General features: G+C 35.5%; 22 protein-coding genes. 1 reads left to right on the forward strand and 21 read right to left on the reverse strand.

The features are described from left to right. Positions 1–42: 42 nt before the first annotated feature. The 13 genes from ACVWM0_RS06540 to ACVWM0_RS06600 form a co-directional block, all read right to left on the reverse strand. The gene (locus tag ACVWM0_RS06540) at positions 43–3,795 is read right to left on the reverse strand and encodes a SpaA isopeptide-forming pilin-related protein (protein ID WP_476471840.1); all 3,753 of its coding nucleotides are present in this window, start codon (positions 3,793–3,795) and stop codon (positions 43–45) included. Positions 3,796–3,961: 166 nt separating this feature from the next. Next, entirely contained in the window at positions 3,962–5,029 is a 1,068-nt protein-coding gene (locus tag ACVWM0_RS06545; protein WP_476471841.1) for a response regulator, read from the reverse strand. Between the two features lies 1 nt (position 5,030). Further along, positions 5,031–8,021, reverse strand: a complete 2,991-nt coding sequence (locus ACVWM0_RS06550) for a histidine kinase (RefSeq protein ID WP_476471842.1) — start codon at positions 8,019–8,021, stop codon at positions 5,031–5,033. 159 nt (positions 8,022–8,180) lie between these two features. Continuing rightward, positions 8,181–9,362 carry an iron-containing alcohol dehydrogenase gene (locus ACVWM0_RS06555; protein WP_476471843.1) on the reverse strand — a complete coding sequence of 394 codons (1,182 nt, stop codon included), beginning with the start codon at positions 9,360–9,362 and terminating at the stop codon, positions 8,181–8,183. A gap of 179 nt (positions 9,363–9,541) precedes the next feature. After that, positions 9,542–10,795: a hypothetical protein gene (locus tag ACVWM0_RS06560; RefSeq protein ID WP_476471844.1), complete on the reverse strand. Its 1,254-nt coding sequence runs from the start codon at positions 10,793–10,795 to the stop codon at positions 9,542–9,544. 94 nt (positions 10,796–10,889) lie between these two features. Further along, complete coding sequence (locus ACVWM0_RS06565; protein WP_476471845.1) at positions 10,890–11,363, reverse strand: GNAT family N-acetyltransferase; 474 nt, start codon at positions 11,361–11,363, stop codon at positions 10,890–10,892. Next, positions 11,360–11,833: a hypothetical protein gene (locus ACVWM0_RS06570; protein WP_476471846.1), complete on the reverse strand. Its 474-nt coding sequence runs from the start codon at positions 11,831–11,833 to the stop codon at positions 11,360–11,362. Before ACVWM0_RS06570 ends, ACVWM0_RS06565 begins: the two co-directional genes overlap by 4 nt. A gap of 74 nt (positions 11,834–11,907) precedes the next feature. Next, positions 11,908–12,351 carry a YaiI/YqxD family protein gene (locus ACVWM0_RS06575; protein WP_476471847.1) on the reverse strand — a complete coding sequence of 148 codons (444 nt, stop codon included), beginning with the start codon at positions 12,349–12,351 and terminating at the stop codon, positions 11,908–11,910. A gap of 25 nt (positions 12,352–12,376) precedes the next feature. Beyond that, a complete protein-coding gene (locus tag ACVWM0_RS06580; RefSeq protein WP_476473682.1) occupies positions 12,377–12,844 on the reverse strand; it encodes a YehS family protein in 468 nt (155 codons plus the stop codon). 110 nt (positions 12,845–12,954) lie between these two features. After that, positions 12,955–13,476 (reverse strand): hypothetical protein, encoded by a 522-nt coding sequence (locus ACVWM0_RS06585; protein ID WP_476471848.1) that lies wholly within the window; start codon positions 13,474–13,476, stop codon positions 12,955–12,957. 32 nt (positions 13,477–13,508) lie between these two features. Beyond that, positions 13,509–14,765, reverse strand: coding sequence for a hypothetical protein (locus ACVWM0_RS06590; RefSeq protein ID WP_476471849.1), 1,257 nt, complete (start codon positions 14,763–14,765; stop codon positions 13,509–13,511). Between the two features lie 16 nt (positions 14,766–14,781). Next, the gene (locus ACVWM0_RS06595; protein ID WP_476471850.1) at positions 14,782–15,297 is read right to left on the reverse strand and encodes a hypothetical protein; all 516 of its coding nucleotides are present in this window, start codon (positions 15,295–15,297) and stop codon (positions 14,782–14,784) included. 118 nt (positions 15,298–15,415) lie between these two features. Next, positions 15,416–16,594 carry a multidrug effflux MFS transporter gene (locus ACVWM0_RS06600; protein WP_476471851.1) on the reverse strand — a complete coding sequence of 393 codons (1,179 nt, stop codon included), beginning with the start codon at positions 16,592–16,594 and terminating at the stop codon, positions 15,416–15,418. Between the two features lie 335 nt (positions 16,595–16,929). Here ACVWM0_RS06600 and ACVWM0_RS06605 point away from each other — a divergent pair, with 335 nt between their 5' ends. Continuing rightward, positions 16,930–17,700 carry a DeoR/GlpR family DNA-binding transcription regulator gene (locus ACVWM0_RS06605; RefSeq protein WP_476471852.1) on the forward strand — a complete coding sequence of 257 codons (771 nt, stop codon included), beginning with the start codon at positions 16,930–16,932 and terminating at the stop codon, positions 17,698–17,700. Between the two features lie 23 nt (positions 17,701–17,723). Here the strand turns inward: ACVWM0_RS06605 and ACVWM0_RS06610 are convergent, their stop codons facing one another. The 8 genes from ACVWM0_RS06610 to ACVWM0_RS06645 are packed head-to-tail and all read right to left on the reverse strand — an operon-like array spanning position 17,724 to position 26,675. Further along, positions 17,724–18,623 (reverse strand): phosphate acyltransferase, encoded by a 900-nt coding sequence (locus tag ACVWM0_RS06610; protein WP_476471853.1) that lies wholly within the window; start codon positions 18,621–18,623, stop codon positions 17,724–17,726. Positions 18,624–18,647: 24 nt separating this feature from the next. Then, on the reverse strand, positions 18,648–20,021 hold the full coding sequence (locus tag ACVWM0_RS06615) for an aldehyde dehydrogenase family protein (protein ID WP_476471854.1): 1,374 nt from the start codon (positions 20,019–20,021) through the stop codon (positions 18,648–18,650). A 31-nt stretch (positions 20,022–20,052) separates the two neighbouring features. Beyond that, the gene (gene buk / locus ACVWM0_RS06620) at positions 20,053–21,138 is read right to left on the reverse strand and encodes a butyrate kinase (RefSeq protein ID WP_476471855.1); all 1,086 of its coding nucleotides are present in this window, start codon (positions 21,136–21,138) and stop codon (positions 20,053–20,055) included. Positions 21,139–21,164: 26 nt separating this feature from the next. Further along, complete coding sequence (locus ACVWM0_RS06625) at positions 21,165–22,205, reverse strand: s-methyl-5-thioribose-1-phosphate isomerase (RefSeq protein WP_476471856.1); 1,041 nt, start codon at positions 22,203–22,205, stop codon at positions 21,165–21,167. Continuing rightward, positions 22,202–23,401, reverse strand: a complete 1,200-nt coding sequence (gene mtnK, locus ACVWM0_RS06630; protein ID WP_476471857.1) for an S-methyl-5-thioribose kinase — start codon at positions 23,399–23,401, stop codon at positions 22,202–22,204. Before mtnK ends, ACVWM0_RS06625 begins: the two co-directional genes overlap by 4 nt. Before the next feature lie 52 nt (positions 23,402–23,453). Then, a complete protein-coding gene (locus ACVWM0_RS06635; RefSeq protein WP_476471858.1) occupies positions 23,454–24,602 on the reverse strand; it encodes an iron-containing alcohol dehydrogenase in 1,149 nt (382 codons plus the stop codon). Positions 24,603–24,616: 14 nt separating this feature from the next. Then, on the reverse strand, positions 24,617–25,255 hold the full coding sequence (locus ACVWM0_RS06640; RefSeq protein ID WP_476471859.1) for a class II aldolase/adducin family protein: 639 nt from the start codon (positions 25,253–25,255) through the stop codon (positions 24,617–24,619). A gap of 22 nt (positions 25,256–25,277) precedes the next feature. Beyond that, the gene (locus tag ACVWM0_RS06645) at positions 25,278–26,675 is read right to left on the reverse strand and encodes a YfcC family protein (RefSeq protein ID WP_476471860.1); all 1,398 of its coding nucleotides are present in this window, start codon (positions 26,673–26,675) and stop codon (positions 25,278–25,280) included. Positions 26,676–26,692 lie beyond the last annotated feature (17 nt).

Below are 26,692 nucleotides of genomic sequence, written 5' to 3' on the forward strand. Positions count from 1 at the left end.
CTCCCTTTCTTAATTTCCTTTTTATTTATATGAAGAACACTATTATTGTTCTGACATATCAAGCTTTTTGTTTCTTTTCTTCTGTAACACTAAGTATCCACCGATACCCATCATTGCTAAACCAACACCATAGAATAGTGCCGTCCCAATACCTCCTGTGTTTGGCAAATGCCATCCTTGTTTGGTATTTTTAATTGTTAATTCAACCTGTGACTCTTTATTTGTAATGGAAACACTGATTGGTTTTTTCAATACATTGTAACCTTCAGGTGCTTTTGTTTCTTTCAATGTATACTCACCTAACGGAAGCCCTTTAATTGTTGCTGCCCCTTCTGTATCAGTAATTAACGTTGTTATTAATTGGTCTTTGTCATTATATAATTCAAATTCGGCGCCAGATAATTTTTTAACATCTCCTGTTGCTGTCTTCTCACTATCAATCTTAGTAATAGACAATGAACCATCCAGATCCATGTACACTCCCACTTGGAAAGGTTCCACAGGTTGTCCACTATCCGTTGCTATCGCAAAAGAATTGTATGCAGCTCTCTTATGAATATCTTCCATCGGATCTAATAAAGACTGATCACTGATATCTTCAGCTTTTGGTGCTTCCATGGTATAAATAATCTCCATGTCGACACCCTTAATCCATGTTTCACCTGGTAATAATTCTACCTTGAATGAATGAATAGATGACCAATCACCTACTTTTGACTCACTTATCCAGTTTGGCTCTTCAGCACCTGCTGGGTTCGCCAGTTTCATAACACCATTGGGGTACTCAACATTTCTCGTTAAGTCATCCCTTTTCGGATTTTTTGCTTTACTATAGAATACTTTTACTTTACCTTGCCATTCTACTGGTAAGTTGATTGGCCCTTTTAAGAATGGTGTAAATTTACTACCTCTAGCGACATTATCTGTGATACCGATATCGCCAACAGAAGGTAACACATCAATTAATGTCATACTTGATAAATCTTTTCCTGTTGTATTAGTCATAAATAACTTATACTCGAAATTTTCACCTGGCGTTATTTTTGCTAAGTTACTCCATTCGTTATCATCTGTATGACGAACAAACTTTTCAGCCTGTAAATCATGTATACTACTCAATACATAACTATTTCCTGATTTAATACGAATACTATCATTCTTACCATCACCATTTAGATCATCTGTATTTTTTGTTTGTAGCAGAGTATCTGTGATACTGTTATTCCCTGAACTCGGCACCTTAAGCGCATCATCTCCAGAAAATCCGTAAACATCAAATAACAATCGATTTGGTGCATTGTCTGAAATATCCACATCCAATTCAGCTTTGATTGTTTCGCCAACTTTAATTCGGTCTTCATCCCAAACAATCCCCACTAATTGACGGCCACTTCCATTATAATTATCAGAAATCACTCGATAAGAGCCTGATGTTTTTTCGTCATCTCCATCAATGAATGTAGCATTTGGTTTTGTTGCCAATTTAACACCCGGTGGTAGCAATACACTGGACTCTAATTTTTTCTGAATTGTTAGAACAGATGCATCATCATTTCTAAAAGCAATTTCCATTCTATTTTTCCCATTAGTTATTACCCCACCATTTTGGTCTAATAAACTAATATTTATTTTTGCGACAGGAGGTTGATTCGTTGGTCGCTTAACAATGGTTGCATGTCTAGGCCCAGCAGGTGTATTCCTCCCTACAAAAATGCCAGGAAAGTCTTTAGAAACATCAAAAGGTCGTTGGGTATTAGGTGTAAAGAATTGTTCTGCTGTAGATACCCCACCATTTGATGCCTTTTGTCTCGTCCATGTAGTCGTACCTGTCATGTTAAAAACATTTTCTACCTCACCTATCGCACCTTTTTTAATTTTGAAAAAATATTTAGCTCTAGGTGCTCCTACAGCCTGAGGAGCATTTTTAAAAACATATTGCACCTCTTTAATTCGATTAGAGTCAACAAATCCTTGAGCAATAAAATCTTTTCGTGTAAGAAAAGCACCTTGTTCAGGTGATGGAATTGTTAATTTACCTTCTTTTCCATTAGGAGCCTCATAAATTAGTACTAAATCATATTCTGGAACAGTTTTTAATGGTAGCTTTTTGCTGGATTCCTCATTATTCCTTCCCATGTACCAATCTGTCCCCATAACAGGTCCACCGATAGTCTTAACTTTATCAAGTATCAACTTCTCATCAATTTTATATGATATCGTCCAACTTTTCATTGGGTGATGATAACTATAAATATGTCCCCTAATCCCATGCTCAAATAATAAATAGGCATCGTCATAGACTTTTGGATTAGGATCTTTATTGGCATTAGTTCCTACAGATTCACCTTTACCATCTTCAGGTCCGATATGTTGAGGCATTACTATTGCACCTTCTATTGGACCAGTACTTGGTGCTGAATCTCCTATAATGACATTTGCTTTTGTTGAATCAGCTGGACTTAATGTTTTCCCATCAATTGTAACCCCTGCTATAGTTGCTTTATTTTCTAGCTCGCCGACATATTTATTATTCGTGCTTACTTTGGTATCAATAGACAATGTTTTTGTAAATAAACTGTCTGTACTCTTGATTTGCTCTTCCAAACTTGGTGCATCAAACGTCCAAGTCAACTTTTTCCCGCTAATAGTTGGATTAGGAGTGCCTGACTGACTTTTTATAAATGTTAAGCCATCTGGCAACTCATCCTGTACAGTAATTTTTGTACCAGGTTTCAAATACATTTGACCTGTTTTATTCTTAGGAACACTTACCTTAATTACCCAGCTAACGGTACTACCTAATGTTGGTATTTCTTTCGTTCTTATCACCGCTTTTTGAATTGCCATGGAATGACTTGATTTTATCTTTTTGATAGCATTATCAGTTTGGATAATCTCAGCGTCACCATTCCCTAACTTTAATTCAGATTTTACTATCACCGACGTCCCATTAGCAGACATGCCATTTTCAGTATGTAATTTAATAATACGTTCATAGGTTTGACCTGACTTTAATTCTTTAAATATATACGTTAATTCTTTTGTATCTGAATCGTACGTAGGGACGACTCCTGCAATTTCTAACTCATTTAAATCTTGTTTAAAACTGACAACTTCTAAGTCTGGTAGTTGGACAGTTATTTTACTTTGATTGTATTTCACTTGTGAACCGGTTGTTTTCAGTGTCAATTTGAATAGTGCATCATTACCAGATTCCACGAGTCCTTCACCCACACGTTGAATACTTAAATCTCGTTGTAGTTCTGGTGCTGTTTCGTTATGCACTGGTAATTCTTCTTGGTTTGTAATACTTTCTTGTTTCTCTGCCTCTATTTCTGTAGCCTCTTCTTGTGTTTCTTCTATGACACTCATTGTTTCAAAGGAATGGACAACTTTCTCTGCCTCTTGCCCTTCGTATAAAGGAATGACTGATAACACGTGCTGCCCTGTTGAAATATTTTTAAGTGAGACAGTTACTTCAGTTATGTCCTCACTTATGTTGTGGATCATCACTTTATTCTGTTCCTCGTCGTACTCCCACTGATAATCTCGTGCCTGATTATCCATCTCATCTTCATCAACAGTGGAGAACTCTGGCAATTCAATATTGAGCGTGTCTACTGTTCCTGGCTTTAATACACCAATTTGAAAAGAAGCGCGGTCTTCGGATACTCTGTTTCGTTCTTTGATTTCTATGAGATCAGAAGAACTTGTACCAAACACAACTTGAAGAGGATATATGATATTTGAAAGTACTACCAACAACAACGTCATAAATGTTAGTCTTTTCTTCATCTATTTACTCCTTTCTTTTAATTACAGATAAAGAGTAACAAATGAACAATGAACCAATACTGAACGAAAACGGTTTTATTTAATATATAATATAGGATTTTTATAACAAATAAAAAAAGGTGAGACACAATCTTAATCATTGTGTCTCACCTTTCAAGTATGTACATTAATTCACCCGTTTTTCTATCCCTAATGGCAGTGGCAGGTGAAGTTCTGTTTCCCAATGTCTTAATACACGCTTCCCAAAAATTTGCGCTTCAATTTTATAATGATGCCTATCATAATAATTTAAAATTTCTTCGACACACTGCTCTTTGCTTATCACATCTTCTTTGTTTCTTTCGATAAAAGTGTGTAGATTAATATAGGAAATAGCGTCACTTTTTATAGAATACATGATATATTCTAAGACCCGTTGATGTAAATCATTTCTGTAGATACTGGCCCATTCAACATGTTCTTGTTCTAAATACAAGCCCACATAGGTAGAAATAATATACTCTGTTCCTTCTAAGCTAGGCTCTTTTTGTATCATTTCTTCTACTACATCTAAATCATGTTCTACTTCAAGGATTAAATAGTACCTTCCTTGCTTGTATTGAATCGGATTTTGAAGACCTGCTTTTTTAAAACTTTGTCTAATTTGGTAAATGGTTGTGTGAAGCATCATGGTACTTGATTCTTTTGTTTGATGTTCCCACAGTTTTTCCATCATTACGTCTTTCGTCACACCTTCTCGAAAATGATGCCTCAATAGGAATAATAATTCATAGGCTTTTTTTGTGCGTAACTCAATAGGCACGCCTTTGTAGTCCATAATAAGCCCCTCACCAAACACAGCCATCTTGATTTTATCGCTAGAGGTAATAGTCTGTGTTTCTTCAAAACTGATTCGGGAAATCCCTTGATTAAACCGCTTTTTGGTCACAGGTTTTAATAAATAATCCAGCGCATTTAACTCAAAAGCTTTTACAGCATACTCTGAATAAGCCGTAATAAAAATAATTTGAATGCTTGGCTCTAACCGGTTGATTTCTTCTGCTAAATCTACACCAGATATACCACCCATATTGATATCTAACAGTATAAGTTCAGGTTTTACGTCATCTAGTTTTGCTAATACGGTCTCCGCTTGATGTGTGCTATAAACTAAAGTTAATTTATCGTGGTCAACTACCAATTTTTCTAACATTTTTAGTGCAGGTACCTCGTCATCTACAATCATTGTTCTCATTCTACCGATCCCCTACCTCTGCCTTTAGATGAAATATTAATTCCGTTCCTTGATTTTGTTCAGAATGGAATGTCAATCGTACGCCCATAATTTTTTTTAACCGATGATACGTATTGCTTAAACCAATACCTGAAGATGTTTTCATCTTTTGAGAGAGTATCTCATCTAATGTCAATGTTGTTCCCAAACCATTATCTAAAATCCTTACTTCAATTTCACCATGTTTCTCTTGTACGGTAATAGTCAGAACGCCCTTGCCTTCTAAAGGTAAGATACCATGTTTAATCCCATTTTCTACTAAGGGTTGAATCGTTAAGGGTAAAATATCGACCTGTTCCAAATTAACTTCTGGGTCAATGTTCCAAACCACTTCTATCTTGTCACCAAATCGGGCTTTTTCTATCACAAGGTACGACTCAACCAAGTCCAATTCGTCCTTTAAAGTAATAAGATCATTACTACCACTGTATTTATATTTCTGATGTAATAGTAACATAAAGGCATCCAATACCTCATGCATGGCCTCTTCGTCGTAGGTTGATAAGCTAATAATCGTATTGAGTGTATTAAATAAAAAATGTGGTTCTATCTGAGCTTGTAACCAAGACGCTTCGTAATGAATAGCTGAGGCAATGCTTTCTTTCATTTCAAGCAATGTCCTCACCTTTATTTGTAGTTCATTACCATCTATTGGTTTTTCAATATAATCATTCGCACCAGATGCATAAATAGCATCCAGTTCAAGTTTGTATTTATTGGTTGCTACTAATAAGATAGGTAACTCAATCATATTATATTCTTTTCTTAACGAGGCAACACCTTCATAACCAGTAATACCACTCATTAATACATCACTAACTATCAAATCTACTTCATACTCTTTAATATAAGATAAACCTTCTTCAAAAGATTCTGCTATATAAACATTATTTATTTCATTTGTTAGTAGCTCCTTTAATACAATTAACTGTTTAATATTATTACTGATTACTAAAATACTATGTTTCGTATCCGACGTGTCATTAGATAAACATAATCGGTAATTTTTTAGATATTCATAATCATCGTACTGTAATTCAGGTTTTTCTGTTGCTTGAAAATCCATACATAACACAATATCATTTTTCTGTTGTTGTATTTTAAATTGACCTCTTTGATGATCAACCAATTGCTTGATTCTCATTATAGGCACACTTAGATCATCTTCAAATAAACCATTGTTCAAAATAGTATCCTGAGATGTTTTATTTAGATCTATTAGCATACTCTCTTTCATCTCACACTCTATTAGTCTTACTTCCAGTACAATTCTATCATTCTCTCTTGTATCAGAAAAAATGATCTTCCCTTCTGTCATAGAACCATGAACCACTGAAAAAATTTGATAAATCATCTGAACAAATGATTTGAAATCACCAATCATGTAGTCATCTCGTCTTGTTAACTGTAGTTCAATAATAAATGAAGCAAATTTATCTTCTTTTTTAATCATCTTACAACAGTACTCAATTTTATCATGGAGACATACAGCAGTTAATTCCGACTCTTCTAAAGGTAAGTTATCTGTGGTAATATCCATTACATTCTCTATCAAAATCAGAGCTTCTTTATTCATTCCCTCTAATCTAATCAAGTCATCTTTCACATAAAGAGCCTCTTCCTTCTTTAACGTATGGTCTATAATACTTAACATGTCATTTAAAGGCTCATTTAGTCTTAAAGTTGCCTTTGTAAGCAATTCTTTTTTTGACTGACTGCTCTCTATTAATGATGTATTTAAATGATCCATCGTCCCATATAGATCTTTGTAATTTTGGAACCAAGCTAATAATAAACACACTATTGATAACAGTAGATCAAAAGGATAATGGGGCAGTGTGATACTAGACGTTATATAATAAATCCACCACACTAAATGGTTACCACCACTCAATAAAGAAAATATCAAAAACAAACTCACTTTATCATTATGAATACCACTTTTTTCAACACCTACTACAGCGATTACGATAGACAATACTCCACATATTTTATAAAGTATAGCTAATTGAAACACCACAGAACTCGGAACAACGAGAACTACCCCACTCATGATTAATAAAAAGGTTGTAAATCTATTCACCCAAGCTTTTGTCGTTAATAACCGGTGATTGTCTGTTAACCTAATGATAGTAAAACAGAATAGATACACCAAGCTAGACATCAAAGAAAAACGGATTCCATTAGGTAAGCTAAGTAGCTGTTGTAATATTTTTTCCCCACTTGCTAGCATCAGAATCATCGACAATAGTACTAGCGCTAAACCAAAGTATAAATATTGTCTATTTCGTTTCACAGTAATATATAGCCCTAAAGAAGCTAAGCCAACCAGCAAAATAATAGAAGAGGTCAGCAGTTCAGAACTATTTGATATGTTAACACTTTTCATCACTTTTTTAGCATCACCAAATCTAACACCGCGAACATTTTTTTTAGTAGAATGGGCTAATCGTTCTGAAACCTGGATGACGATGTCTAGATTATCTACTCCTTCATCCTTTTCATAAATGACTGTATATGGAAAATACCCAACTCGCTTCATTTTATTAAGAGTAGGTTCATTCAAAACATCAAACACACACTCATTGTTAATGAATATTTTATCTTTGCTACTAAAGCTAGAAAAATGTAATGCTAAAACCATTTTTTTCTCTGTTAGTGTCATTGATAAGTGATATATCCCTTGTTCAATATTTTTATTATTCCTTGTTGTCTGCCATAGATTTTTTTCCTGTACCTGTGAAAGGGGCGCATCTCCTGAATAAAAATCCCATTCGCCATTTAAAAAGACCGTTTTATTTACTAATTCATTAGCCTCTATAAAAGCTATTTTTCCATTTTCAATTGATTTTTCTGGAACAAAAAAAAGATAGCTCCAAAGAAATCTACCCCCAACCAAACCAATAATAAAGAGAATTATCAGTGAACCTCGCTTCATCACTTTATGATCCAACCTACCAACATCCCATCTATAAGCTTCTAATAAATTAAGTCAACTTTATAATTAAATAACATTTACAATTTATTATATATTACCACCTATAACTTTGTAAGGGCTTTTAAATAAAAAAACCTTACTTTTACAAGTAAGGTTCCTTAAAATAAATCACTCTTAAAATGTCATCTCTTCCATTGATGCTTCATAAATAGCAACCACATCTTCTACAGATAATGGCACATAACCATCGGTACTAATTTTACTATGTTTCACTGCTTGTGACGCCATCTCTTCAAGTAGACTTGTATCAATTCCCACTTCTCCAAGTGTCATTGGCACGCCCCAGCTCTTAGATGTTTCATATGTTTTTTGAATTGCTGCTTTAGCATCCATCATGATATCACCTGTTACAGGTAAATCAAAGACACGGTGTCCATAATTAGCAAAACGAGGGGCTGTCTCAGCGTTTAAAACATGCATCATCCAACGTGGTGTCACAATCGCTAAACCAATACCATGTGTAATATCATAGTAAGCGCTCAATTCATGCTCAATCGCGTGACATGACCACACCCCTTTTTTACCCGACCCAGTAAGGCCATTTAAAGCAAGAGAACTTGACCACATTAAGTTAGCACGTGCTTCATAATTATCTGGCTGCTCTAATGCAATCGGTGTGTAGTGTAATACCGTACGCATCAAGCCTTCTGCAATACCATCTTGAACCATTGTATCTGGTGTACTATTGAAATAATTTTCAAATAAATGACTTAAAATGTCAGATGAGCCTGCCAATGTCTGGTAAGTTGGCACAGAAAAAGTATAGGTTGGGTCTAAAATAGACACTTTAGGTACAACTAAGCGACTATGGAAGCTTAATTTTTCTTTCGTCTCAGCATTTGTTATAACAGAGCCCCAGTTCATTTCTGATCCTGTTGCTGCCAAAGTTAAAATGGTCACGATGGGTAATGCTTTTGTTACCAAACGGCTATCTGCTGTAAAGTCCCAAGGATTACCATCATAGAAAGTTGCTGCGGCTATGGCTTTTGAACAATCGATGGTTGAACCGCCACCTACTGATAAAATGACATCAATGTTATGTTCGCGACATAACTCTGCCCCTTTGATGACTGTTTCTAATCGAGGATTAGGTTCAATTCCTGATAATTCAAATAAGGTAAACTCATCCCCTAGTAATGATTGAATATGGTCATATAATCCATTACGTTTAATGCTTCCTCCACCATAAGTTAGTAATACATTTTTACCATAATTAGATAACACCTTTGGTAATTTTTCAACTTGGTTTTTACCAAATAAAATATTTGTTGCTGCTTGGAAATTAAAATTTTGCATAAATAACTCTCCTCTCACACCCATCATTCAATGGGTCTCACCTTTTATTTTCTTCTTTTTTTCACACACTGTCAATCAAAAAGAAACACGCGTTAGCTTTACCTCTAGGGATGTCTTCACATTTTTTCACAATGTACAGCTAGTTCATACTACTAGACAATTCTGAGCCATTCACACGGTTACTCTGTCATCGAAATAATCACTTGCATCATAGCAGGTGCCAGTTCTTCGAATGACAGATCAGACATAATTCGGTAATCAGAACGAGTATCAATAATATCAAAAAAGGTTTCCGGCAAATGAATCTCATTATCTTGTCTAGGAGTCATCGAAAAATTGGTAATTCGATGATAATCATACACAAAATCTGAGGTATCATAGATTTTATTAAAGACTCGGTCTGTTCGTTGAATGCCATAATGGTAATCCGCTGCGAGAGTGATTAGGGCATCTGTTAAAAACCGTTCATCTTGTAACGTGGATGGCCTTATCTTGTTATCAGATAACTCCTCTAAAACTCTAAAGACATCTTTTGACGCGATAGGGTGCGTCATACGGTACAATCGTCGATCATCCCATAAAGAATAAGTGCCTGTATAAGGTAGCGCTTCGTTCAGCACTAAAGTGGGTATTTTCTCAATGTCCTCTAAACTCTGTATTAAGTGAGCATCCGATGTTTTATAACGATCATATAACAACTCACTTTCAGCTAACGTGTCCTCCGCAATAGCAACTGGACGTAAAAAAAGAGCATTGATTTGATCGATCTCTACATCAAATAGCAAAGCAAATAACACCCAACCTAATTGTTCGAAAGAGATATTCGTAATAACCGGTGTACTATCGTCACAACAAATATCGTACACCACTTTAACCCCTTCATCACGAAAGATAGCCCGCTTACTTTGATGCATCACTTGAACGTCTTCCTCGTCATACAACACAATTCCCTGATCATCTGAATCCCTGCCCACAAATAAATTGACAGGATTGATATCAAAGGCTAACTCCTCGTCTGTTGGTTGCATTTCTTTTTTCAATGCCTCAACATTGTCAATTTTCCATGTTTCGTAGCGACTGATTTTACGACCGAGGACAAATAAATCTCTATCTACTAACTGTAAAATAAGTTCAATGATTCCCTCTTTGAAACGCTCATCATCTTCTATCGGAACTAACTTACTTTTCAATAGTCTTGGTGCTTTATGCTCAAACATTTCTTTCTTCATGTTCTCTACATAGCGTTGACCATACTGATCGTACATTTCAAAACGCATATCTTGCGTAATACGAGTACTCGTATTTTTAGAAAACAAGGTTAAAGGAGCCCCTTCTTTTAACTGTTCTGTTGGTGTTGTGTGATATTTAATCATGTTTACGTTCAAATCTCTTATTTTTAAATACCGATTTAAATCAAATGTTGATTTTGGCACAATGGTCCTCCTTTGTTCGTCTACGTTAATACTCCTCATTCAGAATACCATATCATCCATCATTTTTCTTTGGAACAACAAAAAAGAGACCACATTAAGTCATCTCTTTTGACATAAAATAATTGGTAAAGCTGACTTCTGATAAAACAACCACATTTCTTTTAACCATCTGGTACCCTTGTTTCTCAAAAAACGGGCGTGCTGTGATGGACGCGTGTGTGGTATATCTAGCCTTGACGACTTGTTTTTCAAGCTCTGAAACTAAGGCGTGACCTATGCCTTTCCTTTGATATTCTTTATGTGTATAAAGCCTATCTAAATAACCTTCCTGATCCATGTCTGCAAATCCTAATATCTGATTATCCAACACAGCAACTAGCGTCACATGCCCCATTAATCTTTCATTCCATTCAACAGGATCAATCTCCCTCTCATCTCCAGCCCATACAGCAAGTTGTTTTGGGGTATAATCTTGTTTATTTACTTCCCTCACTGTCTCTTGAAATAAGCGAAAGGTGCCTTCACTATCAGTAGGACGATATGCTCTAATATCTATTAAAGGCATCATATTTTATCTTTGATACTGGTCATTTCAAATTGCTCGTACGCTTTAAATGCGTCGATTAACTGATTAGAATGGTCGATCAAAAAGAGAACCTGATCGTCTTTGGCAATTTGGCCACTCTGGCAAGCAGTTAAAAAGATACTGTATTCTGCTATCGCATGACTTAGCCTTTGGTAATGTTCATTGTCACTGTTCAACAACAAATTCAAGGAATCTCGGTTTCTTAACACCTGACCAGAAGGATTAATAACCTCTTTAGAAATAAATTCATCGTATTCCATGATGTATTGTTTTAACTTGCCTAAATCAGTTAACCGGTAAGCAATTAAGCTATCATAGGTTTTGGTCCTTCTTATTTCTTTTCTTTGAACAAAAAATTGGAGTACTTGCGCAAATAACACAAGAACAGCCACAAAGGTTGTAATAACAGCCCATTGAAATGAACCGTTACTATCATAAAACACATTCAACATATCTACTACTCCTCTTTGACGCATCCCAACAAAAAATGGCCAAGCTTAAGTACCCTCTCGACCATTTTTTCTTTTTATAACCTGTCTAATACTTTTTTAAGCGTTGCTGTAAAATAATCACGATCACTCTGCGTAAATGGCTTAGGTCCTTTGGTTCTTTTACCAGCTTTACGCATCTGCCCACCGATATAGCGTTGCGTTAACAAGGCGTCGATGGTTTCTGGTAAATATTCTTTCCCGCTGTGATGAAACACACGCACCTGTTTCCCTAATAACAAAGAAGCTAGCCCATAATCTTGCGTGATGACTATGTCCCCAGGTTGGATTTCTTTTACAATGCGATAATCAGCACCATCTGCTCCCTTATCTACATAAATAAAGGAAATAAAATCAGGGTACTCTTTTGTAGTAAAGTGATCCACACTGGTGACAATTAATACCGGAACAGAGTATTCTTTTCCTAGCTGAATCACTTCATTTTTCACAGGAGATCCGTCTCCATCAATAACAAAACGCACAAACATACGCTCCTTATGACCTTATTTATTTTCGATAGCGTGGCATTAAACCTTTAAGAAAATTACGCGTGAAATTGTCACCACATGGCTTATAATTACGATGCCCTTCTTTTCTTAAGAACGCACCTAATTCACCCTTGGTCACAATCACACCAGCATCATCCCAAATATCAATCATCTCTTCTGTTGTTAAAGATAACGCGATTTTTAACTTCTTGATAAATAAATTATTGGCATTGTCTTGATTTAATTCAAGCTCTGGTTCTGGTCCTTCTTTTGGCCCACGCTGAGACGTAATCATACCATTCATAAACCGTTCAAAGTCCTCATCAGACAAATCTAGCTCATAATGATCTTCGTTCATACGCTTCAACATTTGTTTGTAGTCATCCATACTAACCTCAACCCCGCCCAAGGCAAAAATCCTTAGCATGTCACTGTCTTTAATATCTAAGGCGTAACGCAAACGCGTTAAGCGGTCATTGTTACTCATATTCATTTATATCCACCATCCATTTCTTCTCAATTTATTATAACAGAGAAATACGCCTCGTCTACAAAAAAACAAGTATTCTCCAAAATCGAAGAATGCTTGTTTTAATTTTATTCATTTAAAAACGGGTACTCTTTATTCGTTCGCTTTTTATACTCACTCTGGACGTAATCATCCCAGTCTTTAAAAAGAGCTTCTCCCTCTAACCCTTCTTTCGTTCCGTCCTTATAGTAATCTCTCTCTATTTCACTCATGACCCATTTCATTTCTACGTAGTCTTCCTTATCTGTAAACTTGTTGAAAATGTCTAGTTCAGCTGGATCAAAGTGAATAAAGACATTTTCTTTATCCCCATCGTGTGCGGATATATAATCCCCATCTTGAGAACCTTGCCCTCCTATATAAACTTCTTTATAGTGTGCTTTGAAGGTTGTTTCTAAGAACGTCATCATCTCTTCTCGTTGACGAACATATGCTTCCAGTTCCTCATTTGGAATACACCAACCACCAACTACAGTACAACCTTCGTACGTCATCTCTTGTTCTGTCATTCTATCATCTCCCTCAAGATCTTTATTATATTCTAACCCATGCCCGTTGATCCACCAATGACCTTTTGGTTTAGTTGTCACTCCATCTTTAGATGTAAAACGCCTAGTCTTTGTTACTGCTTAGCAGACCCATTTCCGTGACCAGGGCTATAATTTGATGCTTCAGCTACAGTAATTAGCCCAAAATTACCCGGATTCTTCACTTGACCATAGGTTTTACCACTTTCCCATTTAATAAATTTAAAGCCATGAGGTGCTTGATACCAACTTCCAACTAATTGAGGTTCCCCTGGTGTGTTCCTAGCAACCTCTTCTGCTTGCTCCTTAGCTATTCTTGCTTCTTCTGCACGTTGTTGTTCTTTTTTAGCTTCTTCTTGTTTCCTTTTCTCTTCCTTTTTAGCATCACTGCTCTTTAGAGCATTAGTATAACTCTCATCCCACTGATGATAATTCTCCCCTAAATCCCCTGGATCGTAGCCCTTTAATTTTAGTTTCTCATTTATCTTCTGATGATTTGTCTTGAGTGTTTTCGTTTCTTCATCAGTGAGTAATCCATCCGACAATAAAGTGTCCATGGACGTAGCCAATTCTTTCGTTTTCTTCTCGTACCCTTTAAAATCTTCAGTTGCTAATTCTTTTTTCTTCTGAATCGTTTCTATTAACTGATACGTCTCTTCTCTTTTGTCTCTCGTATCATCGACACTGTTTAAATTTTTTAATAATTCTTGATTTGTTTTTTGATCCGCTTTTAACTTACTTTTTTCTTCCTCGGATACAAACTTATTTTTTAATAACTCTTCAGATGTGTTATTACTCTTTTCCAAATCTTTAACGAGTTCTACCATTGCCTCTTGATTAAGCTTAACAGTCTGATTTAAATGATTAATCTCTTTGGATAAGTCTCTAATAGGTCCAACTTTACTACTATCAGATAATCTGTCTACTTCCTCTATAGCCTCTTTAATATGACCCCTATCAAGAGCCACAACAAAATCTTCTTGTCCTTTTTTCTCTAATAAATCAGACGTTTTTTTTAACTGTTTGAATTCAGCTCTCGCTACACGTTTTTCTTTCTCTAATAATCTATCTTCTATTTTTTCTAAATGATGACTATCCTTTTTAATTATACCCTTTAATTGTCGTCTTGTTTTTTTTGTTTTTTCTTGGTCAAAATACTCTAAACGTTCAGATAACAATGCTTGATCTTCTTGGGATATAAATTCAGACTCTATGGCATTATTAATCATTTTTTCTTGTTTTTCGTGTTGTTTATAGACAGTGTCATAAGCGTTAGCATCCGCTCCAGTCGCTATGACTCCTACTGTTGAAAAGGCTAGTACAATACCTAATAACTCTTTCTTTAAATTCATTGGTCTCCCCCTCCTATTAAACTAAGTCCTTCTTTCGATGATCAAAAGAGTGTTGATACCATTCAAGAGAAAGCGTATCATCACTCTTTTCATGAATATCCTGTTCTAAATAGTCATAATATTCTTTTATTTCATTAATAATGACTCCAAAATACTGGTTCCCTTTTTTTTGTTTTATTTTTTTCTTGATTCCTACTTCCTCTAAAAATATTTTTGTTTCTTCTTTAAAATAGGCTTGTAATTGATAGTCAAGAAAAAACATAAAAAAAGCATCCTCTGCTAATTTTTTATCAAACTCTTCTACAAAACAGACAATCTTTCGGTAATCTTTACTGATTACTTTCGTCTTGTTAGCATAATACAGCGCAACACTCATTGATAATAGATAAATAATCATAGGACTTATATTAATAACATCCAGCCACACAAACACACTAGAAATAAATAATAATCCACCCGAAACGACCAGCACTCGCTTGATATATTGATCATGTTTTTTATATAGCGATTGGATATAACGATATTCACTCACTTTACTACTCCTAACATTAGTTATTTTATAATAATGATAGCCTTTTCTAATTTAGCTTTCAACTCTAAAATAAACAAAAAAACATCTTCCGCCAAAGGAAAGATGTTTTTTCTATTAATTATAAATATTTTTTAGCCATAATATAACTCACTGACAATAATCCGATACTATATAGTGGTAAGACCGCTAAGCTTCCGTTGTGAAGAACACTCATCATAAATGTAATCAGGCTTACTAATAAATAATAACCCAAACTAAAGATGGCTCCTGCTGTGCCGATCACGTCTTGAAAATCAACTAAAGCAAGACTCAAACAGTTAGGTATCATCATCCCTGTCCCATATAACAAAATAAATACCGATCCCATATAAGCAATAGGCATCAGATTTGTCGTGCTAGGAATCGTGCCGATAACAAGTAACAATAAACACGCACCAATTAAACCAATGCCTAGTCCTAGTCTAATAATCGCTTCAGGTCTTTTTTTAGATAATAATCGTTTAGACGATAGAGCACCTAAAATAGTTGCTAAAGCAATGATCAAGCCTAAAAAACCATATTGAGACTGACTCAAGCCAAATACTTCGATAAATACATAAGGCGCTTCTGCATAATAGCTGAATAATAAGCCATTAATCACGCCAATCAATAGGCCAAAAGTCAAGACTCGTGGACTACTTAATAATCTCTTAGCCACGTCCATAATAGATACCTTTTGTCTCATTTCTGGCTGGAATGTTTCAGGTAATCGTAGATACGAAAAACTAAAAAGGCCGACACTCATAACAACCAATGTCAAGAAGACACCTTTGAATCCATAGTATTGCCCTACTATTCCACCAATTAACGGTCCTATAGCAGGTGTAAACGCTAGGGCTGCTGATATTTGAGCGAAAAGACGGTGCCGCTCATCTCCAGAAAAGCCTTCCCTAAGAATCGTTTGTGTTGTAATAGACCCTGTACTGGCACCAAAGGCTTGGATGAATCTTGCGACCAATAGAAAAGAGATTGTCGGGGAAAGATAACATAAAATACTCCCAACACCATATAATAAAATGCCGGCATTCATCGCCCCCCTACGGCCAATGATGTCTGATAACCATCCCCAGGTAAAAACACCTAACGCAAAGGCTAGGAAATAGATACTCAAGGTCATCTGGGCAGTGCCCATGGATGTGTTATAAAAAGTAGCAATCTGTGGCAACGATGGTGTAAAAATAGTTTCGCTAATCTGGGGAAATCCTACTAAGACAATTAATAGGATAATTCCTGGTTTATTTTCGATGTTTTTTTTCATTATGTACACTCCTAATTAGTATAATCCAACATAAAAAAAACATCCTCTGAAGGGAAACGGTGGAATCATGACTTTTATCCATTCATAGGTGGTCATTAACTCACCCCTTTCTCATTAATAGTATGAGTATAACTAAAATACTTGTACAAGACAAGTGCATTTTTCTTACCTTACCATCACACCATCTGTGGGAATTTGACTACTTTTATAACTATTATAATTTTAACCATAAATACACAGAATAATCCTAAAAAAAATGATATAATTAGTTTAAAATACAAGCGAGTAGATCACACTGAACGACGTGTTGCTACCACATAGAAAGTAGAATTAATATGATACCTAAAGAAAGACAAGAGTATATCAAATCAATAATATTACAAACCAAATCCGTCCAAGTTTCTAAATTAGCTACTGAACTAGATGTCAGTGAAGAAACAATTCGCCGCGATTTATCAGATTTAGAACAAGAAGGATTCATTAAAAAAGTTCACGGAGGAGCTGTTCTTTCTAATCGTGTTCAAGCTAAAGTTGATAATAGTATGCTGAAAACGATTTTTGTTGAAAATAAAAAACAAATTGCTAGACAAGCAGCGGATATGATTAATACTGGAGACAGTATTTTCTTAGATTCTTCTACAACTGCTCTAGCTCTCTGTGAAGAAATAAAAGGCATGAATATTACTGTATTAACCAATTCTATCGATATCGCTCATAGCCTCTCTACAAATGATTCTCAAGTCACTTTACTGTGTGCTGGTGGTCGTTTACTAAAATCTAGAGGTTGTTTTGTAGGGAGTCAAACCCAAAAATTTCTAGATTACTATTCATTTGATAAAGTTTTCTTTTCCTGTAAATCACTTGACATAGAAACTGGAATAACAGATTCTGACGATGCCGAAGCTGAGATTAAAAAAATGGCTTTAAAAAATAGCCGTAAACGGATCTTACTTGCTGATCATTCCAAATTTGGCCGTGTCTCTTTTGCAAAGATTTGTCCACTTAATGATTTGACCACACTCGTAACAGATAAAGTTCTAGAACCACTATGGCTAGATGTATTAAGTTTATCAGATGTGGATGTGAAATATCCTAGTATAAAATAAAAAAAGCTCTTTATGAGCTTTTTTTATTTTATACTAGCTAAACAGGCTAATATAGAATCATATTTAGCTTCTGCGGTAGAACCTCTTGAAGTCAAAACAATAGGAACGCTTGCTCCTGTAACAAAACCTACAGCATTAGCCTTACCAAAAATTCCTAAAGCTTTAGATAACAAATTACCTGATACTAAGTTAGGAACAACTAATATATCTGCATCACCTTTTATGATACCCTCATAGTGTTTCTTATTAGCTCGTTCTTTATTCATCGCAATATCAAAAGATATCGGTCCATCAATCACACAATCCGTAATCTCTCCTACACGATTCATTTCTTTTAGTTGACTAGCATGAATAGTTTCTTGCATCCTGTCATTTACAGTTTCTACAGAACAAAGGAGCGCAACTTTAGGTTTTTCATAGCCCATACCATTCATGACTCTTACTGCATTATCTATAATCTCTCGTTTTTGCTTTAAACTAGGCTCGATGACAATTGCAACATCTGTCAATATGAAAATCTTATTATACTCTTCTAGTTCCATTATATTAACATGTGAAATAGTCGATTTTACAGCAATACCATCATTTTTATGAACTACTGCTCTCAGCATATTTGCGGTATTCAAATGTCCTTTCATTAAAAAATCAACATCTTGATTTTTCGCCAATTTTACTGCTATTTCTGCAGCATGATCATCATTTACAGAATCAATCAATTGATACTCACTTGATTTTTCACCCAACTCTTCTAGGTATTCTTCCATTTTATTTTTATGACCGATTAAAATAGGTTCGATGAACCCCTTTTTTTTAGCTCTGACAACTGCGCTTAATGTTTCTTTATCATTAGCAGCAGCCACCCCTAACTTTTTTTTACCTTTCATCTCTGCATATTGAAAGACATCATTCAACGTTTCGTACATAACTAACTACCTTTCTTTTATAATTCAATCAGCCCAAACTTCTTCCGGAGTCGGTATATAGGCATCTGAAATAAGCTTCGAAACTTTTGTTACATTCATTAAGTGTTTGTACGTTAAATTTTCAGAAATAGAATTATTTCCCCAAGATCCACAACCTAGAGAAATAGTTGGATCCAAACCATTGTTATATCTTGCTCCTGAACCAGCTCCTCCACCTTGGTTTACCACCAATCTACCTACCGGCAGTCTATCTCCTGCTTGAATAATGTTTGCTTCCGTTTCAGAAAAAATAGTTGATGTATGTCCAGCGCCTTCCATCAATAGATTAATTCTTCCCCACTCAAATGCTTCGCTTATGTCTTCGTAACATCTATAACGGACAATCGGCCATAGTATTTCTTTGGCTAACACTTCCTTTGGCCCATGGTTCGTTACTTTTACTAATAATATCTTAGTTTCTTTTGGAACCTCAATATTCAGCCCCATAATATTAACAGCTTCTGATGGTGTTTTACCTGTTAGCTCTAGATTTTGGTGATTGTTAATGAAAACTTTTTGACGTAAACTATCTACTATTTCTTCATCTGATATGATATAGGCATGATTGGATTCAAAAGAAGACAACACTTCTTTTTCTAAAGATTTCGGAATATACACTGTTTGATCTCCAGTACATGGCAATCCCAAATCTGCTGATCTATTTGCGACAATTGTTGCGGTCGCATAATCAATATCTGCAGATGTATCAATATAAGACTGTACATTGCCTTGCCCTACACCATAAGAAGGTTTTCCGCTAGAATAAGCAGATTTTACCATACCAAATCCGCCAGTCGCGACAACAATATCTGCTTCTTGCATTAAATAATTAGTCATATCAATACTAGGTTCTTCAATCGCTAAGACCAAGTTTCTAGGTGCACCTACTGATTCAATCGCATCTTGCATAATTCGAACCGCATGTAATGTACAATTTTTAGCTTTTGGATGTGGTGCAATAACAATAGAATTACGACTTTTCAAAGAAATCATGGCATTGTGTGTCGCTGTGGATGTTGGATTCGTACTCGGTGTAACACTCGCAATAACGCCCATTGGTTTGGCTAAGGTGATCACCTGTTTCAAAGGGTCCTCCTCAATAACTCCTACTGATTTTTTGTCTTTTAAATAATCCCACATAACAGTGGTTATTCCTGTATGCTTATTTATTTTACTCAAAACATTACCAAATCCCGTTTCCTCGGCTGCCTCTTTAGCTAATATCTCAGCATGATCGTAGATTGCTTTTCCTACAACTTTTACCACACGATCAATTTGCTCTTGAGTATAATCTTCAATTTCCAGTTGTGCCTCTTTAGATTTCGCCACTAACTCTTTTATTGCATCTTGATTTGTCATCGTCGGATATCCCTCCACTTAATATTATTCCTTATAGTTGTACCGGTTTTTCTTCGCCTTTGATAACTCTTAATGCACCTAATGCAAGTCCTTCATTTTCAAATTCTCCTGGTAAACAAATAGTTTGTGCTAATTTATTCACTCTTTTATTTAAAGCACTTATTAATTTTTCAGAATAGGCCATACCTCCTGTATAAACAATGGCATCTACTTCACCCTCTAATACTGTGACACATGATCCAATTTCCTTTGCTACTTGATAAACCAACGCTTCCCAAATCAACGCTGCCTGTTCATCTCCATCTAGAATCATTTGTTCTACTTCTCTCATATCATCTGTTCCCAAATAGGCTTTTACACCGCCACCTACTCGTAGTTTTAATTGTGCTTCTTCTAGTGAACAATTACCTTTATACACAGCCTCTATTAATTGGCTCATTGGTAATTGGCCTGCTCTATTAGGAGCCATCGGTCCATCTCCTCTAGTGACGTTATTAACATCGATAACACGGCCATTGCAATGAACGCCTACAGAAATACCAGCGCCTAAATGTACAATAATAAGCCTCATCTCTTCATAATTTTTATTCATCTGCAGAGCTATTTTTCTAGCTACTGCACGCTGGTTTAGCGCATGGAATACAGGAATTCTTTCAAAATCTGGATGACCTGCTATTTTTGCTACAGGCTCTAACTCATTGACAGTAGGTGGGTCTGTAATATAGATATCAACCTGTTTATTTCCAGCTAATTTTAAAGCAATCGGAACACTTATCACTACCCCGTGATAGAATGGACCCTCTTCTTCATAATTATCTCTAATAATTTGTTGTAAGTATTCATCAATCTTATAAGTGCCTCCACTTGTTGACATATCACTAGGTAAATTCCCGCCTCTTACACCAATAGCCGTTATCTCTTTTTTATCAAAGTCAACACTCTTCATCCATCGCTCAATCATCAATGAACGGTACTCAATATGGTCACGGTTAGTAACTAAGCCAGCTAATTCATCTTTTTCATGCCTAATCGTTGTTTTTTTATGTACCATATCATCGAAATAAATACTTACTTTTGATGATGTTCCCCCTAAATTAATGACTAATATTTTTTCCAAAAGACTCCTCCTTCTTACAACTCAAGTTAGTTAAAATAGCTCTTTATATCAAAAGCCGTAAATACACCTTTATTAGTAACAATTCCACTCACTAGTTGAGGTGGCGTAATATCAAAGGCTGGGTAGTATGCTTGCACACCTTCCATAGTAACGCGCGTTCCAATTAACTCCATCACTTCATCAGGATTACGTTCTTCTATCGCTACTGTATCAATTGTCGGATGTTTTGGATTAGGAGTACCGGTACAAAAATAAGGAATTCCATAGTAGTTAGCTAATAAAGCTAATGTCATTGTTCCTACTTTATTAACAATATGACCATCCATCGTTATCATATCTGCCGCAGATGTCACAAGATCTACTTTTTTATCTTTCATAATATAGGCCGCCATGTTATCTGTGATAACATGGACGTCGAACCCCATATCTTGAATAACACTCGCTGTTAAACGAGCACCTTGTAAAAAAGGTCTTGTTTCTGGGGTGATAAATTTAACTCCGATATTTCCTGTTTCTTTCAAGCGTTCTAAAATAAAGCCAATAACGGCATCTGCAAAACACTGTGTCATAACAACTCCATCTATAGGGATTAAATCCGCCAAGTATCGGCCTACTTCTCTAACACTAGCGTATCTAGTCGTTGCTTCATTAATGGCATATTCCTGAATAAGACCCAATAAGCTTTCATTATTATCCCAGTCGCTTGTTCTCATTACCTCTACAGCACCATCCACAATTTGTTTCATACGGGTTGATGTAGTTGGCCTTGCATTAGCAATATTAGCGGCGGCCGTTTCCATAAATGAAATCATCTCATTTTTTTCTAAATGACGACCTTCATAACAAGCTAATACCATTCCCATTGAAGCTGCAGAATAGGGTCCACCGCTCTGTGTTACCATATCTTGAATAGCTTTGACAACATCTTTATAAGAGTAGCAAGTAACATAAATAACTTCTCTAGGATAAATCCGACGATCTAAAATCTTTACAACGCCGTCTGCAAACCAAGCAACGTTTTCAAATCGTAACATAAAAGCTAAATTCTCATCAATCCTCATCATCATTCCCCTTTTTCTCGAATTATTTCTTGTTCTACTATTTCCATAAATCGACGTTGTTCCGCAATCTCTTTCCGATTCATAATAAATGCCTTACCGATTCTTATAATTGCTCTCTCCATCGTTCCCATTAAAGGATGTTCTTTATTATTATCTAAGTCCCATACTTTGGCCACACCTACGGTTCGTCGAATCATCTCAGTTGCAGCATATCCTAAAGAATCACTAATAATAGCAGTTAGATAACTATCTTTAAATGCTTCCGTCTGAAACATTGGAGTCTTAACATCTTCTAAAAAACGACTATTATAGGTAGAGATAAACGATGTCATCGTCGCATCTATTGATTCTTTTAACCATTCCTGATAATTTGAATCATCTTCTGTAAAAACAGCGGTCACATAACTAATAATTAGGTTGCCTAATACATTTCCAATGTCATATCCCATAGGTCCATAAAAAGCAAATTCCGGATCAAATACTTTTATATCTTCATGGTTGATGAAGATAGATCCTCCGTGTAAATCACCATGAATCATTGATTCACTCTTATTCATAAACTGATTTTTCAATTTGGCTACTTCTAATTTTAATTTTTCATCTCTATACAGTTCTGTCTCGACAAACGCTATATTTTCTTTGTTATAACGGTTTAAACCTTGTTGATTAAGATAAGGCTCTGTAAATACCAATCGTTCACTAATTTCACACATGTCTATGTTAACTAATTTACTTTGCCATTCTTTTTTCTTATCGACATCCATTACCAAATCCGTGGTCTTTACTAAAGTATTATATAAAAATGTCCCTAGATCTTTTCCTAAGTGAGGGAAGATCTCTTTATTCAGCATTCCTTCTCTTAACACCTGATATTCACTTAAATTTTCCATAATAATACAATGATGTTCTGGAGAATAATAATATACTTCTGGAGCCTGCCCTCCAGATAACTCGAACTGTTCTTTTAAAATATCATATTCAATTTCATTTCGTTTAGTTGATAATTGCCTGGTATTAGAATCACGAATAAAACTGTCAGCAAATTTTACAATAACAGATTTTTTATCCCCTGTTACTAAATAGATATAATTAACGTTACCATCCCCGACTTCTTTTACTTCTAATCTTTCTTCTTTCCCAAATAAATCAGTATGTTCTTTGGATAACTGAATAATGATGTCTTTTGATAATTTCGTACTCATTTACATAGCCTCCTTGAAATTAAATACTCATATTACGATAATGTCATACCATCTATAACGCTAATTTGAAAATACTTTCTATCTCTTCCTGCGTTGGTTGAACTGGATTTCTCGGTAAATTACCATCCAACAATGTCTTTTCAGACAAAAGTACTATATCTTCTTCTCTTACACCAAGTTCTTTTAACGGTCTCCTCGTTCCAATGGTTTCAGACAATTGAATCACTGAATCAATCAACCACTGACTCGCTTCTTCCACGGTCATATGTTGTGTATCAAAGGGGGCCACCGCATTGGCAATAGAAGCATAATCCTCTAAGGCTACAGATTGGTTGAACGTCATCACATAAGGTAGTAAAATCGCATTACATAAGCCATGTGGAAGATTATACACGCCACCTAATTGATGCGCCATGGAGTGTACTAGTCCAAGTCCACTGTTGCAAAATGACATACCTGCCAATGATTGTGCGTAAATTAGTTCTTCTCTTAATATAGTATTGTGTGGATCTTGCACCACTTTAGGCAAACTCTTTAGAATGAAAGAAATCGATGCTATGCTCATTGATTGAGTTAAAGGATACTTACCAGTCGATACATAACTTTCTATAGCGTGAGTCAATGCATCCATTCCTGTACTTGCTGTAATAGATGTCGGTAGCCCCATCATTAAATCAGGATCATTGAAAGAAGCAAAAGGAAGAGTATGGATGTCTTTAAAAATTAGTTTCTCTTGCTTTACCTCATCTGAAATTAAAAAGGCCCGTGATATTTCACTAGCTGTCCCGGCTGTTGTATTTACCATAAATAGTCTAGGAGATGGGTGCTCACTCTGATTAAAGCCAACATACTGTTCTATCTCCCCACCATTAGATACCATCATGCCAATTGCTTTAGCACAATCGTTAGGTGAACCACCTCCGATACCAATAATTAAGTCACATTTTTGATCTTTATAAACTCGTGTGCCCTCTATAACATTTTCCTTTGTAGGATTTTGCTTAACACTATCATAAATAGTGTATTTTATATTAGCTTCTTCTAAAGAACTTATCACTGGTGAAATAACTCCAAGAGAGACAAGATTATGGTCTGTCACGATTAGTGCTTTTTTTCCTTTAGTCTCTTTAATAAGTGTGCCAATACTCGATACACACCCTTTACCAAAACGATTGATAGAGGGTAAGACAAACTCGAACATCTAGAAACCTCCTTCTAATCCATGTTATATTTTTTTTTCAGTATATTCACTGCTGCTTGAGAAACAAGTTTTGGATGTCCCATTTGTCTAGCAAAGTGATAAATTGTCGCTGCATCCTCAACATAAACCGCTCTTAAGTATGCCTGATTTAAGTTGGTCCCTACTGCTAATACACCATGATTTTCTAATAAACAAGCATGACGATTTTCTAACGCAGATACAGCAGATAATCCCAATTCAATTGTTCCAGGCAACTCGAACTTGGCCAAAGGAATATCTCCTCCAATAAAAGGTAGCATTTCAACAAGCACTAATGGAATGTTTTCATGAACTACAGCAAAACTTGTAGCTCTAGGTGAATGGGTATGAATCACTGCATTAACTTCCGGTTTATGGCGATAAACACCTGCATGCATTTGCCATTCAGAAGAAGGGGATAGTTCCCCCTCATATTTTTCACCATCCAAAGACATGATGATAACATCTTCTGGTTTCATAATAGCGTAATCCAAATTAGAAGCCGTAATAGCCATTACTTGATTTTCTCTATCAAATATACTAACATTACCGCTAGTCCCTGCCACTAAACCTTCATTATAAGACTTAACAGCTATACGTTGCACTTCTTCTTTCATTATTATATATTTAGACATTTAAGTTACCTCCAACATTTTTTTAGTAGCCAATTGCTACTGCGATGGCTAAGAAAATCCAACTCATTAAGAATAAAATACCTGTTAATTTCAATGCAAAGCGTAACCAACGATCAATTGGTACTCTAGCAATACCTAACATTGCCATACTTGCACCAATTGTTGGATATATATAGTTCGGTAAAGTTGCTCCAAATTGAAAAGCCAACACTGTTGTCTGTTGTGTTAACCCCATAATCGTTCCTAATGGTGATAATACTGGCATAATTGATACCGCTAGACCACTTCCCGATGGTATAAAGAAATGGACGATAGCTGTGATAACCGAAATAGCGATTGCTCCTGCAGTTGGACCTAAGTTAGCAAGAGGTGCTGATAAGGAGTTGATGATAGTATCCATAATCATCCCTTGTTCCAATACGATTTGAATTCCTCGAGCAATACCTAAAATTAAAGCGATACTCGCTGCTGAACTGACTCCTTTAATTAATAAATCAATAATTTCTTGAGTTTTATAACCATAAATATACCCTGCTACTAGACCTCCGATAATGAAAACAGCTGAAATTTCATCCAAATACCACCCCAATTGACTCGCGCCATAGATGATAGCCCCAAACATTGATATTAGAACAAATAATACTAATTTATGACGTCCTGCCATTTCATACTGATCAAAAGATTTGGAAAAACCTAACCCATCCGTATTAACATCTTTTACTAAACTTTTTGAAGGATCTTTTGTAATTTTTTTTGCATATAATGATGTAACTATTGCCACAACACAAGTTCCAACAAACCAAATAACTAAACGGTAACCCATACCAGAGAAAATAGGTAAACCAACAATAGAATGAGATGTTCCTAAAATAGATGCATTGATTGGTCCAAAGTTAAATCCCGCATAACCACCACCCATGATCATAGCCAAACCGACAATTAAGTCATAGCCTAATCCTAAAGCAATTGAAATCCCGATTAAGGTAAATGGAATTTGTATTTCTGGACCAACAATCATCCCCAAAAGTGAAAATAAGAATGTAATTAACCAAATAACTGCAATTTTTGGAGTTTTAGAATTGTTAATTCTATTAAGTAAGACACCAATACCATTTTCTAAAGCACCTGTACTATTAATAATAGTGAATGATGCTGTTGATAATAATATTAAGAAAATAATACTTGCTGACCCTACCATACCTTTAGGAATCGCAAGAAAAATTCCAAATAATCCCACACCCTGTTGTGGTACCTTTGCATAAGAGCCTGGTATAACAACAGGGTTATTTAATCCTTCTACTACTTCTCTCTGGAATTGTCCCGCTGGTAAAATCCAAGTCAAGATAGCTGCTAAAACAATCATTGAAAATAAAATTACATAAGTATGTGGTATCTTCTCCCACCAGTTTTTCTTCATCATAGTTAAAACTCCTCATT

It is taken from the genome of Vagococcus sp. 211 (assembly GCF_056322705.1).

Bases quoted from the DNA above. Each gene is read 5' to 3' on its own strand.
- ACVWM0_RS06540 (WP_476471840.1), bottom strand. From the start codon at position 3,795: ATGAAGAAAAGACTAACATTTATGACGTTGTTGTTGGTAGTACTTTCA.
- ACVWM0_RS06545 (WP_476471841.1), bottom strand. From the start codon at position 5,029: ATGAGAACAATGATTGTAGATGACGAGGTACCTGCACTAAAAATGTTA.
- ACVWM0_RS06555 (WP_476471843.1), bottom strand. From the start codon at position 9,362: ATGCAAAATTTTAATTTCCAAGCAGCAACAAATATTTTATTTGGTAAA.
- ACVWM0_RS06565 (WP_476471845.1), bottom strand. From the start codon at position 11,363: ATGATGCCTTTAATAGATATTAGAGCATATCGTCCTACTGATAGTGAA.
- ACVWM0_RS06570 (WP_476471846.1), bottom strand. From the start codon at position 11,833: ATGTTGAATGTGTTTTATGATAGTAACGGTTCATTTCAATGGGCTGTT.
- ACVWM0_RS06580 (WP_476473682.1), bottom strand. From the start codon at position 12,844: ATGAGTAACAATGACCGCTTAACGCGTTTGCGTTACGCCTTAGATATT.
- ACVWM0_RS06590 (WP_476471849.1), bottom strand. From the start codon at position 14,765: ATGAATTTAAAGAAAGAGTTATTAGGTATTGTACTAGCCTTTTCAACA.
- ACVWM0_RS06600 (WP_476471851.1), bottom strand. From the start codon at position 16,594: ATGAAAAAAAACATCGAAAATAAACCAGGAATTATCCTATTAATTGTC.
- ACVWM0_RS06605 (WP_476471852.1), top strand. From the start codon at position 16,930: ATGATACCTAAAGAAAGACAAGAGTATATCAAATCAATAATATTACAA.
- ACVWM0_RS06610 (WP_476471853.1), bottom strand. From the start codon at position 18,623: ATGTACGAAACGTTGAATGATGTCTTTCAATATGCAGAGATGAAAGGT.
- ACVWM0_RS06615 (WP_476471854.1), bottom strand. From the start codon at position 20,021: ATGACAAATCAAGATGCAATAAAAGAGTTAGTGGCGAAATCTAAAGAG.
- ACVWM0_RS06625 (WP_476471856.1), bottom strand. From the start codon at position 22,205: ATGATGATGAGGATTGATGAGAATTTAGCTTTTATGTTACGATTTGAA.
- mtnK (WP_476471857.1), bottom strand. From the start codon at position 23,401: ATGAGTACGAAATTATCAAAAGACATCATTATTCAGTTATCCAAAGAA.
- ACVWM0_RS06635 (WP_476471858.1), bottom strand. From the start codon at position 24,602: ATGTTCGAGTTTGTCTTACCCTCTATCAATCGTTTTGGTAAAGGGTGT.
- ACVWM0_RS06640 (WP_476471859.1), bottom strand. From the start codon at position 25,255: ATGTCTAAATATATAATAATGAAAGAAGAAGTGCAACGTATAGCTGTT.
- ACVWM0_RS06645 (WP_476471860.1), bottom strand. From the start codon at position 26,675: ATGATGAAGAAAAACTGGTGGGAGAAGATACCACATACTTATGTAATT.